This is a genomic window from Nocardioides mangrovi, assembly GCF_020073815.1.
In the GTDB taxonomy this organism is placed as follows: domain Bacteria; phylum Actinomycetota; class Actinomycetes; order Propionibacteriales; family Nocardioidaceae; genus Nocardioides; species Nocardioides mangrovi.
The window spans coordinates 1-13,898 of the sequence record NZ_JAIQZJ010000023.1 but is presented as its reverse complement, the minus strand read 5'-3'; the positions used below and the strand labels follow the sequence as shown (position 1 = coordinate 13,898).

General features: G+C 74.2%; 14 protein-coding genes. 8 read left to right on the top strand and 6 right to left on the bottom strand.

Going from position 1 to position 13,898, the window contains the following annotated elements; genetic code table 11:
• Window position 1: 1 nt before the first annotated feature.
• Genes K8U61_RS23105 through K8U61_RS23095 form a run of 3 tightly spaced genes read left to right on the top strand, consistent with a single transcriptional unit; the run spans window position 2 to window position 3,066 of the window.
• Window positions 2–1,246, top strand: a complete 1,245-nt coding sequence (locus tag K8U61_RS23105; protein WP_224125368.1) for a hypothetical protein — start codon at window positions 2–4, stop codon at window positions 1,244–1,246.
• Between the two features lie 18 nt (window positions 1,247–1,264).
• Window positions 1,265–2,650 (top strand): M20/M25/M40 family metallo-hydrolase, encoded by a 1,386-nt coding sequence (locus K8U61_RS23100; protein ID WP_224125367.1) that lies wholly within the window; start codon window positions 1,265–1,267, stop codon window positions 2,648–2,650.
• Between the two features lie 2 nt (window positions 2,651–2,652).
• On the top strand, window positions 2,653–3,066 hold the full coding sequence (locus K8U61_RS23095) for a helix-turn-helix transcriptional regulator (RefSeq protein WP_224125366.1): 414 nt from the start codon (window positions 2,653–2,655) through the stop codon (window positions 3,064–3,066).
• Between the two features lie 21 nt (window positions 3,067–3,087).
• On the opposite strand, the gene ptsP is transcribed toward K8U61_RS23095, so the two are convergent.
• Window positions 3,088–4,770 carry a phosphoenolpyruvate--protein phosphotransferase gene (gene ptsP, locus K8U61_RS23090; RefSeq protein WP_263427630.1) on the bottom strand — a complete coding sequence of 561 codons (1,683 nt, stop codon included), beginning with the start codon at window positions 4,768–4,770 and terminating at the stop codon, window positions 3,088–3,090.
• Between the two features lie 89 nt (window positions 4,771–4,859).
• Here ptsP and K8U61_RS23085 point away from each other — a divergent pair, with 89 nt between their 5' ends.
• From K8U61_RS23085 to K8U61_RS23070, 4 genes are read left to right on the top strand one after another with little or no spacing between them, the layout of a single operon-like run.
• Window positions 4,860–5,627, top strand: a complete 768-nt coding sequence (locus K8U61_RS23085) for a DeoR/GlpR family DNA-binding transcription regulator (RefSeq protein WP_224125364.1) — start codon at window positions 4,860–4,862, stop codon at window positions 5,625–5,627.
• On the top strand, window positions 5,624–6,583 hold the full coding sequence (locus K8U61_RS23080) for a 1-phosphofructokinase family hexose kinase (protein ID WP_224125363.1): 960 nt from the start codon (window positions 5,624–5,626) through the stop codon (window positions 6,581–6,583). The genes K8U61_RS23085 and K8U61_RS23080 overlap by 4 nt, the downstream gene beginning before the upstream one ends.
• 2 nt (window positions 6,584–6,585) lie before the next feature.
• Window positions 6,586–8,613 (top strand): PTS fructose transporter subunit IIABC, encoded by a 2,028-nt coding sequence (locus tag K8U61_RS23075; protein ID WP_224125362.1) that lies wholly within the window; start codon window positions 6,586–6,588, stop codon window positions 8,611–8,613.
• A gap of 13 nt (window positions 8,614–8,626) precedes the next feature.
• Complete coding sequence (locus K8U61_RS23070) at window positions 8,627–8,887, top strand: HPr family phosphocarrier protein (protein WP_224125361.1); 261 nt, start codon at window positions 8,627–8,629, stop codon at window positions 8,885–8,887.
• On the opposite strand, the gene K8U61_RS23065 is transcribed toward K8U61_RS23070, so the two are convergent.
• Window positions 8,873–9,580 carry an aspartate/glutamate racemase family protein gene (locus tag K8U61_RS23065; protein ID WP_224125360.1) on the bottom strand — a complete coding sequence of 236 codons (708 nt, stop codon included), beginning with the start codon at window positions 9,578–9,580 and terminating at the stop codon, window positions 8,873–8,875. The two genes, K8U61_RS23070 and K8U61_RS23065, sit on opposite strands and share 15 nt — an antisense overlap.
• Window positions 9,581–9,660: 80 nt before the next feature.
• Here K8U61_RS23065 and K8U61_RS23055 point away from each other — a divergent pair, with 80 nt between their 5' ends.
• Entirely contained in the window at window positions 9,661–10,611 is a 951-nt protein-coding gene (locus K8U61_RS23055) for a LysR family transcriptional regulator (RefSeq protein ID WP_308043320.1), read from the top strand.
• On the opposite strand, the gene K8U61_RS23050 is transcribed toward K8U61_RS23055, so the two are convergent.
• Genes K8U61_RS23050 through rbfA form a run of 4 tightly spaced genes read right to left on the bottom strand, consistent with a single transcriptional unit; the run spans window position 10,544 to window position 13,798 of the window.
• Window positions 10,544–11,518: a hypothetical protein gene (locus K8U61_RS23050; RefSeq protein WP_224125359.1), complete on the bottom strand. Its 975-nt coding sequence runs from the start codon at window positions 11,516–11,518 to the stop codon at window positions 10,544–10,546. The two genes, K8U61_RS23055 and K8U61_RS23050, sit on opposite strands and share 68 nt — an antisense overlap.
• The gene (locus K8U61_RS23045) at window positions 11,515–12,447 is read right to left on the bottom strand and encodes a bifunctional riboflavin kinase/FAD synthetase (protein WP_224125358.1); all 933 of its coding nucleotides are present in this window, start codon (window positions 12,445–12,447) and stop codon (window positions 11,515–11,517) included. Before K8U61_RS23045 ends, K8U61_RS23050 begins: the two co-directional genes overlap by 4 nt.
• A gap of 20 nt (window positions 12,448–12,467) precedes the next feature.
• Entirely contained in the window at window positions 12,468–13,328 is an 861-nt protein-coding gene (gene truB, locus K8U61_RS23040) for a tRNA pseudouridine(55) synthase TruB (RefSeq protein WP_224125357.1), read from the bottom strand.
• Window positions 13,325–13,798 (bottom strand): 30S ribosome-binding factor RbfA, encoded by a 474-nt coding sequence (rbfA, locus tag K8U61_RS23035; protein WP_224125356.1) that lies wholly within the window; start codon window positions 13,796–13,798, stop codon window positions 13,325–13,327. The genes truB and rbfA overlap by 4 nt, the downstream gene beginning before the upstream one ends.
• Window positions 13,799–13,898 lie beyond the last annotated feature (100 nt).

Here is a 13,898-nt window from a genome sequence, read left to right as displayed (position 1 = left end):
GATGTTGACCGAGAACGAGTACCAGGAGCGGATCGACCGCATCCACGCCCTGCGGGAGCAGGTGGCCGACCGGCTGTCCGGGAGCCTCGTGTCGAACCCGGCCCTGGCCGAGGAGATCAACGGCCAGATCGACGACCTCGTCGACGCTGCCGTCCGGGCCGACGACGGCACCTCGCCACCCGACCTCGGCCTCGCGTCGCTGGTCGGCATCGGGCCCGAGGCCGCCCAGACCCTGGGTGAGACGCTGACGACCCAGGGCGTCACGCCGTACGACGACAACGTCAACTCCGAGCGGATCGTCGCCGTCGGCGACCTCTACTACCTCTACCAGCACGAGGCCATCGGGGTCTTCAAGGTCGTGCAGAAGCTGAAGGAGCTCTTCGAGTCCGGCGCGGTCCGCCTCTCGAGCGGGCCCGGGGCCTACCGGCTCTACCAGTTCGACCGGCGCGACGTGCTGCGCTACACCCGCAAGGACCGGTGGGACGCTTACCGGCGGGTGCTGGGCTACGGGAAGGGCCTCGGCTCGGCGCAGAGTCGGCCGAACACGGACTTCCACCTGCTCTTAGCGCACTTCGTCAACCAGGTCACGCTGTTCTGGCGCGACAAGCGGATCTCGGACGTGATCCGGGAGCGCGCCCTCGACCCGAGCTTCGGCTCGATCGCGGTCGTCCGGCGCTCGGGCCTCGACCTGCGCAACAACCTGAAGTTCACCTCGTTCGGTCACCTCAACGTGATGCGCATCGAGGTCATGCAGGTGCTCGAGGAGTGCTTCCGGATCCTGGGCGCCGAGGACGTCAAGGACCTGTTCGGCGCCGACAACGCGTGGGACGTCGTGGACGAGGTCCTGATCCGCTACTTCGACGAGCGGCTCCAGAGCTCGCCGCGGCAGCGGATGGCCGTCACCGGCCGGGAGGTGCTGCGCTGGCTGGCCGGCCCGCACATCCTGGAGACCTCGCGCGGCGAGTTCGAGACGCTGCTGATGGACATCGCCGAACCCGCCGAGGAGTGGCTGACCTCCGCCCAGGCGATGAGCCTGGCCCGGCGTACCGGCACCGACCGCGTGCTCCCCTGGGAGCAGCTGGGGCAGTCGGGCGTCGCCGTGCCGGTCGCCGAGCGGAGCCCGGTCACCGTGCCGCCGATCGTGCAGCCGCGCCGGGTCGCGTCGCCGGTCTACCCGCGACGTGGGGGGCGCGGGACCTACCGCGGTGGCCGGGGCGGCGTCCCGCGCCGCCGGGTCCCCCGCTGACCGGTCGCCCGGATCGTGATGGACGGGCGGCTCGCGTCGGTCCGCCGTGCCGCCGCGCGGGCCGCCCCGGCCGCCCTCGACGACCTCGAGGCGTGGCTGCGGATCCCGTCGGTCAGCGGCACGCGTGACGTACGACGGGCGGCCGCGTGGGTCGAGGCGTACCTCCGTCGGGGTGGGACCGAGGTACGCCGGCTCCCGGGGCCGGTCGTCGTCGGCCGCACGCGCGGCCGAGGTGGGGCGACGACGGTCGTCTACGGCCACCTCGACGTGAAGCCGCCCGGCCCGGGCTGGACCACGCCGCCCTTCCGGCCGGTCCGGCGGGGGCACCGGCTGCAGGCGCGGGGGGCGAGCGACGACAAGGGGCAGGTGATGTCCCACCTCGTGGCCCTCGGCGCGTGGGCGCGGGCGGGCGGCCCGCCGGGCGACGTGGTCACGATCATCGACGGCGCCGAGGAGGTCGGCAGCCCGGGCCTGGCGACGGCGCTGGCCGGACTCCGCGAGCCCGTCGCGGGCGTGGTCGTCGTCGACACCCGGTCGGCCGGGCCGCGGCGGCCCACCGTCACGCTCTCCCAGCGCGGCGCGGTGCCGGTGCGGCTCACCGTCGACGTCGGCGGCCGACCGGTGCACGCGGGCCGGCTCGGCGGCGCGGTCGTCGACCCCTCGCTCGTCCTCGCCCGGCTGCTGGACCGGGCGACCCGGGTGCTCGACGACCTCCCGCTGCCGCCACCGCCCTGGCCGGCCCACCCCACCGCGACCGATCTCCGGGCGGAGTCCCGCGGTCGGGCGGTGCACGCCGACGACCCGGTGGGCCGCGCGACCAGGCGCGGGGTGCTGACCATCAACCGGCTCCAGGCGTCCGCGGGCGCGGGCGCGGTGCCGACCCGGGCGACGGCCGTGGTCGACGTGCGGGTGCCACCCGGCGTCTCCCCCGGCGCCGCCCTCCGGCGGCTCGCGGCCGACCTCCGGCGCCGGGTGCCGGCCGGGGTGCGCCTGGAGCTCCGGGCCGGGCCCGGTGCGGCGGGCGCGCTGCTCGCCCCATCACCCCGGATCCGAGCGGCGGTGGACGCGGCCTGCCGTGCGTCGTACGGGCGACCGGCGACGACGGCCGCGTCCGGTGGCTCGATCCGCGCGGTCGGTGTCCTGCGCCGGGTCTTCGGGGTGACGCCGGTGCTGCTGGGGCTCGGGCCGGAGGACGACGGCGCGCATGGCCCCGACGAGCACCTCGACCTGCGGGAGTGGCCAGTCCAGATCGATGTCCACGTGATCCTGCTGGACCGGGTTGCCGCCCTCGGAACCACTCAACTGGGCCACGGAATGCCAGCGTTTGACGGTGCTACCGTCCGAAATGCCTGCCGAGACATGGGGCGTGGGACGCGGGCACTGAGGACTCGGGAGCCCGGATGACCATGCCGACCAGGATCGGCGACGTCGCACCGACGCCGCCACGCCCGCCCACCCCGGAACGCCTGGACGCGCTGCTCGCCGAGGTCGCCGAGCACCTGCGCTCCGGTGACTACGTGACCGACGAGCGGGAGGGGATCCTGCTGGACGTCACCGTCGGCCACGTCCGCTGCCTGCTCGTGCACCAGGAGCCCGCGCTGCGGGTCACGCTGTCCCCACGGGAGCGCCAGATCGCGCTGATGGTGGCGCACGGCCGCACGAACCAGGCGATCGCGACCTCGCTCGACATCAGCGTGTGGACGGTCTCGACGCACCTGCGCCGGATCTTCGCGAAGCTCGCGGTCTCCTCACGCGCGGAGATGGTCGCGCGACTGCTCGCGGACCACGACTACTCGCCGCTGGTGGCGCCGGAGCACTGAGCCACTGGCCACTCGGTGCGGTCAGCCCAGAACGGCGCGGGCGGCGTCGCGGGCGGCCACCGGGTCGGCCGCCGCGAGCGCGGCCTCGGCCGCTTCCTCGCACTGCTGGTGGGTGACGCCGGCGAGCTTCGCACCCACCGGGCGTACGGCGGCCGCGGCCATCGACAGCGAGGTGATGCCCATGCCGACGAGCACGCAGGCGAGCAGCGGATCGGCCGCGGCCTCGCCGCAGACGCCGACCGGCTTGCCGGCGTTGCGGCCGGCCTCGGCGGTGATCGCGACGAGCTGCAGCACGGCCGGCTGCCAGGGGTCGGTCAGGTGGGCGAGGTCGGAGGCCATCCGGTCGGCGGCCATCGTGTACTGCGTGAGGTCGTTGGTGCCGATCGAGAGGAAGTCGACGGCCTCGAGCATCCGGTGGGCCAGCAGCGCGGCACTCGGCACCTCGACCATGACGCCGGCCTTGAGACCCCGGGCCCGGACACCGGCCGCGAAGTCCTCGGCCTCCGCCACCGTGGCGACCATCGGCGCCATCACCCACGCCTCGGTGCCGGTCTCCTTCGCCGCGGCCGCGACCGCGTCGAGCTGCCGGTCGAGCAGGCCGGGGTTGTCGAAGGAGAGTCGCAGGCCGCGGACGCCGAGGGCGGGGTTCTCCTCGCCCTCGTGGGTGGCGAAGGCCACCGGCTTGTCCGAGCCGGCGTCGAGGGTGCGCACCACGACGTACCGGCCATCGCCGAAGGCGGCGAGCACCTCGCCGTAGATCCCGGCCTGCTCCTCGACCGACGGCTCCTCGCTGCGGTTGAGGAAGCAGAGCTCGGTCCGGAAGAGACCGACGCCCTCGACCGGCGCGCCGCTCGCGGAGCGCGCGGACTCCCCGTCGGCGACGTTGGCGAGGATCTTGACCGGCCGACCGTCGGCGGTCGCGCCCGGGCCGCTCCACGACGCGAGCGCCTCGCGCTCGGCGGCGTCGGCCTCGACCCGCTCGTGGGCCGCGTCCGGGTCGGCGGCGAGCTCGACGGTGCCGGCGGCGCCGTCGACCAGCAGCGGGGTGCCGGCATCGAGGCCCATCGCACCGGTCACGCCGACGACGCAGGGGATGCCGAGCTGGCGGGCGATGATCGCGGTGTGGCTGGTCGGGCCGCCGCGCTCGGTGACCAGGGCGCGCACCAGCTCGGGGTCGAGCCCGGCGGTGTCGGAGGGCGCGAGGTCCTCGGCGACGAGCACGCACGGCTCGGCCGGGACGCCGACCCCCGGCTCCGGCTCGCCGACCAGGTGGGCGACGACGCGGCGCTCGATGTCGCGGAGGTCGGTGACCCGCTCGGCCATCAGCCCGCCCATGTTGCTGAAGATCGTCACGAACTGCTCGACGCCGGCGTGCACCGACCCGAGCAGGCTCTCCCCGGCCTTGAGGTGCTTGGCGACCGCGGAGCGCAGACCCTTGTCGCGGGCCAGGCCGGCGCTCGCGGTCAGCACCTGGGTGGCCGCGCCCGAGACCTTCTCGGCCCGCCGGACGAAGGCGTCGGCGACGGCCTGCGAGGCCGCGTCGTACGCCGCGAGGGTGCTGTCGACATCGGCGTACGCGCTCTCGTCGAAGCGGGCGATCGCCTCCGGGGAGACCTCGCCCCGCACCAGCAGGGCGGGCGCGAAGGCGACGCCGGGGACGACCGGCGTGCCGCGCAGTGAACCGGGTGAGGAGCTGGTGACCATGACCACATCGAACACCCGACGACCCTTGACAGTCAACAAAAACGGGTCTAAAACAACAGGAACGCAGATCGGGAGGAGCGGCACCAGCAATGTACGCCGAGGAGCGCCAGCAGGCCATCGCCCAGCTGGTCAGCGACCGCGGCCGGCTCTCGGTCGCCGCCATCGCCGAGCAGTTCGGCGTCACCACCGAGACCGTGCGGCGCGACCTCTCGACGCTCGAGCGGATGGGCCTGGTCCGGCGGCTGCACGGCGGCGCCGTGCCGGCCAGCTCGCTGGCCGTCATCGAGTCCGGGCTCGGTGAGCGCGACCAGGCCAACACCGCCCAGAAGGAGCTGATCGCCAAGGCGGCGCTCGAGGAGCTGCCACCGCCCGGCGGCATGGTGCTCGTCGACGCCGGCTCCACGACCGGCCGCTTCGCCGCGATGCTCCCCCGCGACCTCCGGCTGACCGTGATCACCCACGCCGTGCCGATCGCCGCCCGGCTGGTCGGCTTCCCCTCCGTCGAGCTGCACCTCCTGCCGGGGCGGGTGCGGGCCACCACGCAGGCCGCCGTCGGCGCCGACACCGTGGGCGCGCTCTCGCGGTTGCGGGTCGACCTCGTGCTCCTCGGCACCAACGGCATCACCCCCGGTCACGGCCTCTCCACCCCCGACCACGAGGAGGCGGCCGCCAAGCGGGCCATGCTCCAGGCCGCGCGGCGGGTCATCTGCCTGTCCGACTCCAGCAAGTTCGGGACGGAGACCGCCGTCCGCTTCGCCGCGCTCGACGAGATCGACGTGCTCATCACCGACAGCGGGATCAGCGACGAGGACCGCGCGGCCGTCGAGGACGCCGGCGTCGAGGTCGTGATCGCATGATCCTCACCCTCACCGCCAACCCCAGCCACGACCGCACGGTCGAGCTCGGCGGCCCGCTCGAGCGCGGCGCCGTGATCCGCGCCGAGTCGGTCACCTCCCAGGCCGGCGGCAAGGGCGTCAACATCGCCCGCGCGTCGGTCGCCGCCGGCGTGCCCTCGGTGGCGGTGCTGCCCGCGCACGGGGACGACCCGTTCGTCATCGAGCTGCTCGCCGCGGGCATCGACTGCCGGCCCGTCCCCCACGACGGGACGCTCCGGGTCAACATCACCATCACCGAGCCCGACGGCACGACCACCAAGCTCAACAGTCCGGGCCCGCACCTCGGCGAGGCGGTGCTGCGCGACCTGGGCGACGCCCTGCGCCGGCGTACGGCGGGCGCGGACTGGACCGTCCTCGCCGGCTCGCTGCCGCCGGGCGTCCACCCGGAGTGGTACGCCGAGCTGGCGGTGATGCTCCGCGACGCGGGCGGCCGGGTCGCGGTCGACACCAGCGACGCCCCGCTGCAGGCGCTGGTGGCCGCGCTGCCCGCAGCCGCGCCGGACCTGATGAAGCCCAACGGTGCGGAGCTCGCCTCCTTCACCGGGGCCGATCCCGACGTGCTCGAGGCCGACCCGGAGGCAGCGGCGGAGGCCGCACGCACCCTCGTCGACCAGGGCGTCGGTGCCGTCCTGGCCACGCTCGGACCGCACGGCGCCGTGCTGGTCACCACCGGCGGCGCCTGGCACGCCGCCCCGCCGCCCACGACCGTGGTCAGCACGGTCGGCGCCGGCGACTCCAGCCTGTTCGGCTACCTGCTCGGCGATCTCCGGGGCCTCCCCCCTGCCCGCCGTCTCGCCCTGGCCGTCGCCTACGGCAGCGCCGCCGCCGGCCTGCCCGGCACCACCATCCCGCGACCCGACCAGGTCAACGTCGACCTGGTCGCCGTCCGCGAGCTCGACCTCTTCTCGGGAGTATGACCATGTCCGACCTGATCACCGCCGACCTCGTCCGCCTGGACGCCGACCTCGGAGCCGACAAGGACGCGGTGATCCGCGCACTGGCCGCCACGGTCGGTGACGCCGGTCGTGCGGCCGACGTCGACCAGCTCGTCGCCGACGCCTTCGAGCGGGAGAGCAAGACCGGCACCGGCCTCCCGGGCGGCATCGCGATCCCCCACTGCCGCACGACCGGGGTGGACGAGCCGACGCTCGCCTTCGCCCGGCTCGACCCCTCGGTCGACTTCGGCGCCAAGGACGGTGCGGCCGACCTGGTCTTCCTGATCGCGGCACCGGCGGGCGGGGACAACACCCACCTGCAGCTGCTGACCAAGCTGGCGCGCGCACTGGTGAGGAAGCCCTTCACCGACGGCCTGCGCGCGGCGAGCACACCGCAGGAGGTCGTCGACCTCGTGCTCGAGGCGGTCGGCGAGGCGCCGGCGTCCGCGCCGGCGCCCGTTCCCGCGGCGAGCGAGACCGGCGGTACGACGCGGCACCTGGTCGCCGTCACCGCCTGCCCGACCGGCATCGCCCACACCTACATGGCCGCCGAGGCGCTCGAGGCCGCGGCCGCGAGGGCCGGCGTCGACCTGCAGGTGGAGACCCAGGGGTCGGCCGGCGCCAAGCCGCTCGCCCCCGAGACCATCGCCGCCGCGGACGCCGTGATCTTCGCCGTCGACGTGGGCGTCCGTGACCGCGGCCGCTTCGCCGGCAAGCCGCTCGTCTCCTCGGGCGTGAAGCGCCCGTTCGACGAGGCCGACCAGATGATCGCCGAGGCGCTGGCCTTCGCCGAGGACCCGAACGCCCCGCGCGTCGAGGGCTCCGGGGGCGGCGCCGACGCGTCGACCACGAGCGGCGCCGGCGAGAGCTGGGGCGGCCGCACCCGCCGCGTCCTGATGACCGGCGTCTCCTACATGATCCCGTTCGTCGCCGCCGGCGGCCTGCTGATCGCCCTGAGCTTCCTCTTCGGTGGCTACGAGATCGTCAACCCGGCCGGCGACATCGTCGCCCACAACACCCTGTGGGACCTGCCCTCGACCGCCGACCTCCCGCACGCGCTCTTCGACAGCGGCTTCTTCGCCTACGTCGGCGCGGTGCTCTTCGTGCTCGGCTCCACCGCCTTCAAGTTCCTGGTGCCGGCGCTCGCGGGCTACATCGCCTACGCGATCGCGGACCGTCCGGGCATCGCGCCCGGCTTCGTGATGGGTGCCCTCGCCGTCGACCTCGGTGGCTTCGGGATCGCGCAGAGCGGCTTCCTCGGCGGCATCGTCGGCGGCGTGCTCGGCGGCCTCCTCGCCCTCTGGGTGTCGAGCTGGGGCGTTCCGTCCTGGGCGCGTGGCCTGATGCCGGTGATGCTGATCCCGCTCGTCAGCACCCTGATCGCCGGCATCCTCATGGTCGTCGTGCTCGCCCGGCCGCTCGGCTGGCTGATGGGCCAGCTCACCGACGGGCTGAACAGCCTCAACGGCGGCTCGGCGATCTTCCTCGGCGTCATCCTCGGGCTGATGATGGCCTTCGACATGGGCGGCCCGCTCAACAAGGTCGCCTACGCCTTCGCGACGACGGGCCTGGCCACCGCCGGCACTGCCTCCGACTCCCCTGAGCTCAAGGTGATGGCCGCCGTGATGCTCGCCGGCATGGTGCCGCCGATCGCCCTGGCCCTCGCCACCGTGGTGCGGCCCGGTCTCTTCAACGCCCCCGAGCGCGAGAACGGCAAGGCCGGCTGGCTGCTCGGCGCCTCGTTCATCACCGAGGGCGCTATCCCGTTCGCGGCCGCCGACCCGCTCCGCGTGATCCCGGGGATCATGCTCGGCTCCGCGGTCACCGGCGGCCTGTCGATGGCCCTGGACGTCGCGGTCCGGGCCCCGCACGGCGGCATCTTCGTGCTCTTCGCCGTGCACAACATCCTCGGCTACTTCATCGCCCTGGTCGCCGGCGTCGTCGTCGGCGCGATCGCCGTCATCGTCCTGAAGTCCCTCGGGGTCAAGGACCCCGAGCCCGTCACCGCCTGAGAAGGAGCAGTACATGCCCAGCAAGACCGTCGCCGTCGGGTCCGCCGTCGGCCTGCACGCCCGCCCCGCCCAGCTGATCGCCGAGGCCGCGGAGGCCCTCGACGCCGAGGTGCTCATCGGACTGCCGGGCGACGACCCGGTCGACGCCAGCTCGTCGCTGATGATCATGACGCTGGGAGCCGGCAACGGTGACATGGTCGAGGTGAGCAGCGACGACCAGGCCGCGCTGGACGCCATCGTCGCGATGGTCGAGCGGGACCTAGACGCGGAGTGACCGCTCGCCGAGGGCCGCACGGGCGAGCTCGCGCGCGTGCACCTCGGCGCTGTCGATGATCGGCAGGGCGCTGTCGTCCGGCCCGACCAGGAGGCCGATCTCGGTGCAGGCGAGGACCACTGCGTCCGCGCCCGCCCCGGCCAGCCCGTCGATCACCTCGACGTACCTGGCCCGGGAGACATCGCGCACGACGCCCTGGGTCAGCTCCTCGAAGACGATCGTGTCGACGACTGCGCGGTCCGCCTCCGGCGGGACGACCACGGAGATCCCGTGTCGCGCGAGCCGGTCGGCGTAGAAGGACTCCTCCATCACCCACCGGGCGCCGAGGATCCCGAGCGTGCGCCAGCCGCGACGCTCGGCCTCGGCGGCGACGGCGTCCGCGATGTGCAGCAGCGGGACGCCGATCGCCGCCTCGACCTCCGGTGCGACCTTGTGCATGAGGTTGGTGCAGATCGCCACCGTCGCGGCGCCGTCCGCCTCGCACCGTCGTGCGGCCTCGGCGAGCAGCGCGGCGGCCCGGTCCCAGTCCCCGGCCACCTGGCACGCCCGGATCTCGGCGAAGTCCAGTGACTGCAGGGTGATCGGCGCCGACGCGTGGCCGCCGCGCGCGGCGGCCACCTCCTCGTTCACGATCCGGTAGTACGTCGCGGTCGAGTGCCAGCTCATGCCGCCGATCAGGCCCAGGGTCTCCATGCCGTCCATGCTGCGCGCCGGAACCGATCCGAGGTAGACGCGAGTTTCCGAAGCCTTCTCTTAGCTGGTCTAATGGCCGGGTGGACCCTCGGCGTGTGCTGCTCTTCCGCACCGTCGCGCGCGCCGGGTCGCTGAGTGCCGCCGCTCGCGACCTCGGCACGACGCAGTCGGCGGTCAGCCAGCAGCTGGCGCAGCTCGAGCGCGAGGCCGGCGGCCCGCTCCTGGTCCGCACCACCCGCGGCACGACGCTGACCGAGGCAGGGGCGACCCTGCTCGCCCGCGCGGACGCCGTCCACAACGCCCTCCACGACGCCCGCGAGGAGCTCAGCGCGCTCGCGGACCTCCGGGCGGGCACCGTCCGGCTCGCGGCGTTCCCCTCCGCCGCGGCCACCCTGGTGCCGACCGCCGTCCGTGCCCTGCACGACCGGCACGCGGGCGTCCAGGTCACGCTGGTCGAGCAGGAGCCGCCCGAGGCGGCGGCCGGCGTCCTCGCCGGCGACGTCGACGTCGCGCTCGTCTTCGGGTACGACGGACCACCCGCCGACGACGGCTCGCTCGCGTGGGTGCCGCTCGGCGTCGAGCCGCTGCACCTGGTCCTCGCCCGGGACGCCGGCGCACCGGCGCGGACGACCCCGACCTGGCTGGCCGCGCAGGACTGGGTGGCGGGGTGCGAGCGCTGCCGCCAGCACCTGGTCGCGAGCTGCCGCACGGCCGGCTTCGAGCCGCGGCTGCTGCACGAGAGCGACGACTACGTGGTCGTCCAGAACCTCGTCGCCCACGGCCTCGGCATCACCGTGCTCCCCCAGCTGGCGCTGACCGCCTTCCGCCACCCCGACGTCGACGCCCGCCCGGCCACCGGCTTCGGCGAGCGGCACGTCGGGATGGTGCACCGGCCGGGCGCCGAGTCGGTGCCCGCCGTCCGCGCGCTGATGGAGCGCCTCCAGGAGGCGGCGGCCGAGGTGCTCAGCCTGCGGAGCGGAGCGCGAGGTAGACCGCGCGCATCCCGACGGCCCGCTCCAGCTCGCGGGTGACGCCGCCGAAGAACTGCGCCCGGTAGTCCTCGTCGGTCACGGTCGAGACCATCAGGTAGAGGCCCGAGAAGGCGGAGAGGAAGACCGACACCTGCAGCAGGGCCTGGTTGAGGTCCATCGAGCTGCCGTCCGTGTTCGTCGTCCAGGCGGTCAGGACCGGCTCGGTCATGATGATCCAGCCGAAGACCATGAGGAAGGCGAAGACCGTCAGCGACAGCAGCACCACCTGCACCGTCTGGACGATCATCAGCACCAGGATGAGGTTCCAGCGCGCGTAGCCGGTCACCTCGGCGTACGCCGCCGGGTCGGCCGTGGGGTCCTCGACGAGCGCGCGGCACGGCTCCTCGAGCGGGGTGCCCCGGCAGGCGCGCAGCAGGAAGGCGTCGTCCACGTCGTCGTCGGTGCGGTCCACCTCCTCGGGGAGGCGCACCAGCAGGAAGAGGATCGCGAGGATCGAGAAGAGCGCGACCACCAGCCACAGCGACGCGACCGAGAGGTTGGACGCGACCTGCCACACCTCGGTGTTGATGAAGAGGAATGTGATCGCGAGCAGCAGCAGGGGCAACGCCCGGGTGGTCATCGGCAGCACCCGCCGCAGGCTGCCGAGGGTGCGACCGAGGCTCCAGGTCACGATCTGGCGGGCGTGCAGCGCGGTGAGGGCGTACCAGAGGACGGCCAGTCCGCCGAGCGCGACCAGCGTGGCCGGCGCGGCGCTGAACTCCCCCGTCGCCCAGGCGAGCACGCCCCCGGCGCCGGCGGCGACCAGCGCGACGAGGACCACGAGCGGCACCGTGCGCTTGAGCCGCAGCGCGTTGCGGACGTCGGCCCGACGCTCGGGCACGAAGTAGGACAGCCCGTGCTGGAGGAACCACTCGTCCGTGGCCGCGAGGGTCTCCGCGCGGGTCACGCGAGCAGCTCGCGGGCCCGGTCGACGTCGTCCTTCATCTGCTCGACCAGCGCCTCGACCGAGGAGAAGGCGACCATCCCGCGCAGCCGCTCGACGAAGCTGACCTCCACCTCGACGCCGTAGAGCTCGAGGTCGGTCCGGTCGAGCACGTAGCTCTCGACGCGACGGTCGCGCACGCCCTCGAAGGTCGGGTTGGTGCCGACACTGATCGCCGCCGGCAGGGTCTCGCCGGTGTCGAGGCGCCGGAGCCGGCCCGCGTAGACCCCGTCGGGCGGGGCCGCGGTCGTCACCGGTGTCGGGACGTTGGCGGTCGGGAAGCCGAGCTCGCGACCGCGCTGGTCGCCGCGGACGACCACGCCGCGCACGGCGTACGGCCGGCCGAGCGCCTCGGCGGCACCGGCGACGTCACCGGCGGCGAGGCTCATCCGGACGTACGTCGAGGACCACACCTGCGGGCCGCCGTCGAGCGGGATCCCCTCGGCGGTGAAGCCGAGCCGCTCCCCCACCTCGCGCAGCGTGGCGACGTCGCCCGAGGCGCGGTTGCCGAAGCGGAAGTTGGCGCCGACGACGACCGTGGCGGCGTGGAGCGTGTCGACCAGCACGCGCCGGATGAAGTCCTCGGGCGACCAGGACGCGACGTCGCGGTCGAAGGGCACCGCCAGCACCGCGTCGGCGCCGGCGTCGCCGAGCAGCTCGGCGCGCACCTCCAGGGTGGTCAGCGTGGTCGGGGCGTGCTCGGGCCGCAGCACCGCCATCGGGTGCGGGTCGAAGGTGACGGCCACGACCTGCAGGCCGCGCTCGTCGGCGATCTCCCGCGCCCGCGTCAGCACGTGCCGGTGGCCGAGGTGCACGCCGTCGAAGTTGCCGATGACCACGGCGGTCGGACCGAGATCGGCCGGGACCTCGTCGAGGGAGCGCCACATCTGCACGGTGGGAGCCTATAAGGCGCTCAGCCGGTGAAGACGGCGACCGCCCGGGCCACGCCGTCACGAGGCTCGTAGAGCGCGAGGAACTCGCCGTCGGGGGCGAAGACCGCGGTCAGCCCGTCGAGGTCGACGTCGAGCGCGCGGCCGACGCGGACGTCGCCGGCCTGCCGGTCGTCGAGCTCACGGGCCGGGAACGCGGCGCGGGCGGCGTCGGCGATCGGCAGCACCGTGAAGGCCTCGGCCAGCTCGTCCACCGTGCGAGCGGCGTCCAGGTCGTAGGGGCCGACCGCCGTGCGCCGCAGCGCCGCGAGGTGGCCGCCGACGCCGAGGCGCGCGCCGAGGTCGCGGGCGATCGCGCGGATGTAGGTGCCGCTGGAGCAGCGCACGGACACGTCGAGCTCCGCGGTCTCGCCGAGCCGGACGTCGTGGACGACGAGCTCGTGGACGGTCACCGGCCGCGCCTTCAGCTCGACCTCCTCGCCGTCGCGCACCCGCTGGTAGGCGCGCTTGCCGCCGACCTTGATCGCCGAGACGGCGGTCGGGACCTGGAGCAGGTCGCCGACGAACTCCGCCGCGGCCGCCCGCACCGTCTCCTCGTCGAGGCCGTCGGTCGCGGCGGTCGCCGTGACCTCGCCCTCGGCGTCGTCGGTGGTGGTGACGACGCCCAGGCGGAGGGTCGCGTCGTACGCCTTCTCGGTGAGCATGAGGTGGCCGAGCAGCCGGGTCGCCCGGTTGACGCCGAGCACCAGCACCCCGGTCGCCATCGGGTCGAGCGTGCCGGCGTGACCGACCTTGCGGGTGCCGGCCAGCCGACGCACCCGGGACACGACGTCGTGCGACGTCATCCCCCCGGCCTTGTCGACGACGACGAGACCGTCGGTCACTCGTCGTCGAGGTCGTCGTCGAGGTCGTCGTCGAGGTCGTCGTCCTCGACCTCGCGCGGCTTCTTGTACGGGTCGGCCTCGCCGGCGTACGTCGTGCCGCGCTGGGCGGCCACGGCGTCGTCCTGCTCCTTGGCCCGGGCCAGCACCTCGTCGAGGTGGCGGGCGCTCTCGGGCAGCGCGTCCGGGATGAAGGCGAGCGTCGGCGCGGTGCGGGTGCCGAGCTGCTTGGCGACCTCGGAGCGGATCAGCCCCTTGGCCGACTCGAGCGCGGCGGCGGTGCTCGCCATCGCGGTCTCGTCGCCGCCGTCCAGGACGGTGTAGAAGATCGTCGCCTGCTGGCTGTCGCCGGTGACGCGCACGTCGGTGACGGTGACGAAGCCGAGCCGCGGGTCCTTGATCCGGCGCTCCAGCATCTCCGCGACGATCACCTGGATCCGGTCGGCGATCTTGCGGACGCGAGGGTTGCTCATGTTCCTACTCTCTCAAACGGCGAGTCGGGGGGGGGGGGGGGCCCCCGGGGGGGGGGGGGGGGCCGGACCGGCGCGCGGCCCACACGGGGCCGGGGGGGGC

What these genes read in the sequence shown, in the direction of transcription:
- K8U61_RS23065 (WP_224125360.1), bottom strand. Translation starts at nt 9,580, where the DNA reads ATGGAGACCCTGGGCCTGATCGGCGGCATGAGCTGGCACTCGACCGCG.
- K8U61_RS23095 (WP_224125366.1), top strand. Translation starts at nt 2,653, where the DNA reads ATGCCGACCAGGATCGGCGACGTCGCACCGACGCCGCCACGCCCGCCC.
- K8U61_RS23075 (WP_224125362.1), top strand. Translation starts at nt 6,586, where the DNA reads ATGTCCGACCTGATCACCGCCGACCTCGTCCGCCTGGACGCCGACCTC.
- K8U61_RS23085 (WP_224125364.1), top strand. Translation starts at nt 4,860, where the DNA reads ATGTACGCCGAGGAGCGCCAGCAGGCCATCGCCCAGCTGGTCAGCGAC.
- K8U61_RS23080 (WP_224125363.1), top strand. Translation starts at nt 5,624, where the DNA reads ATGATCCTCACCCTCACCGCCAACCCCAGCCACGACCGCACGGTCGAG.
- K8U61_RS23070 (WP_224125361.1), top strand. Translation starts at nt 8,627, where the DNA reads ATGCCCAGCAAGACCGTCGCCGTCGGGTCCGCCGTCGGCCTGCACGCC.
- ptsP (WP_263427630.1), bottom strand. Translation starts at nt 4,770, where the DNA reads ATGGTCACCAGCTCCTCACCCGGTTCACTGCGCGGCACGCCGGTCGTC.
- K8U61_RS23100 (WP_224125367.1), top strand. Translation starts at nt 1,265, where the DNA reads ATGGACGGGCGGCTCGCGTCGGTCCGCCGTGCCGCCGCGCGGGCCGCC.
- K8U61_RS23105 (WP_224125368.1), top strand. Translation starts at nt 2, where the DNA reads ATGTTGACCGAGAACGAGTACCAGGAGCGGATCGACCGCATCCACGCC.
- rbfA (WP_224125356.1), bottom strand. Translation starts at nt 13,798, where the DNA reads ATGAGCAACCCTCGCGTCCGCAAGATCGCCGACCGGATCCAGGTGATC.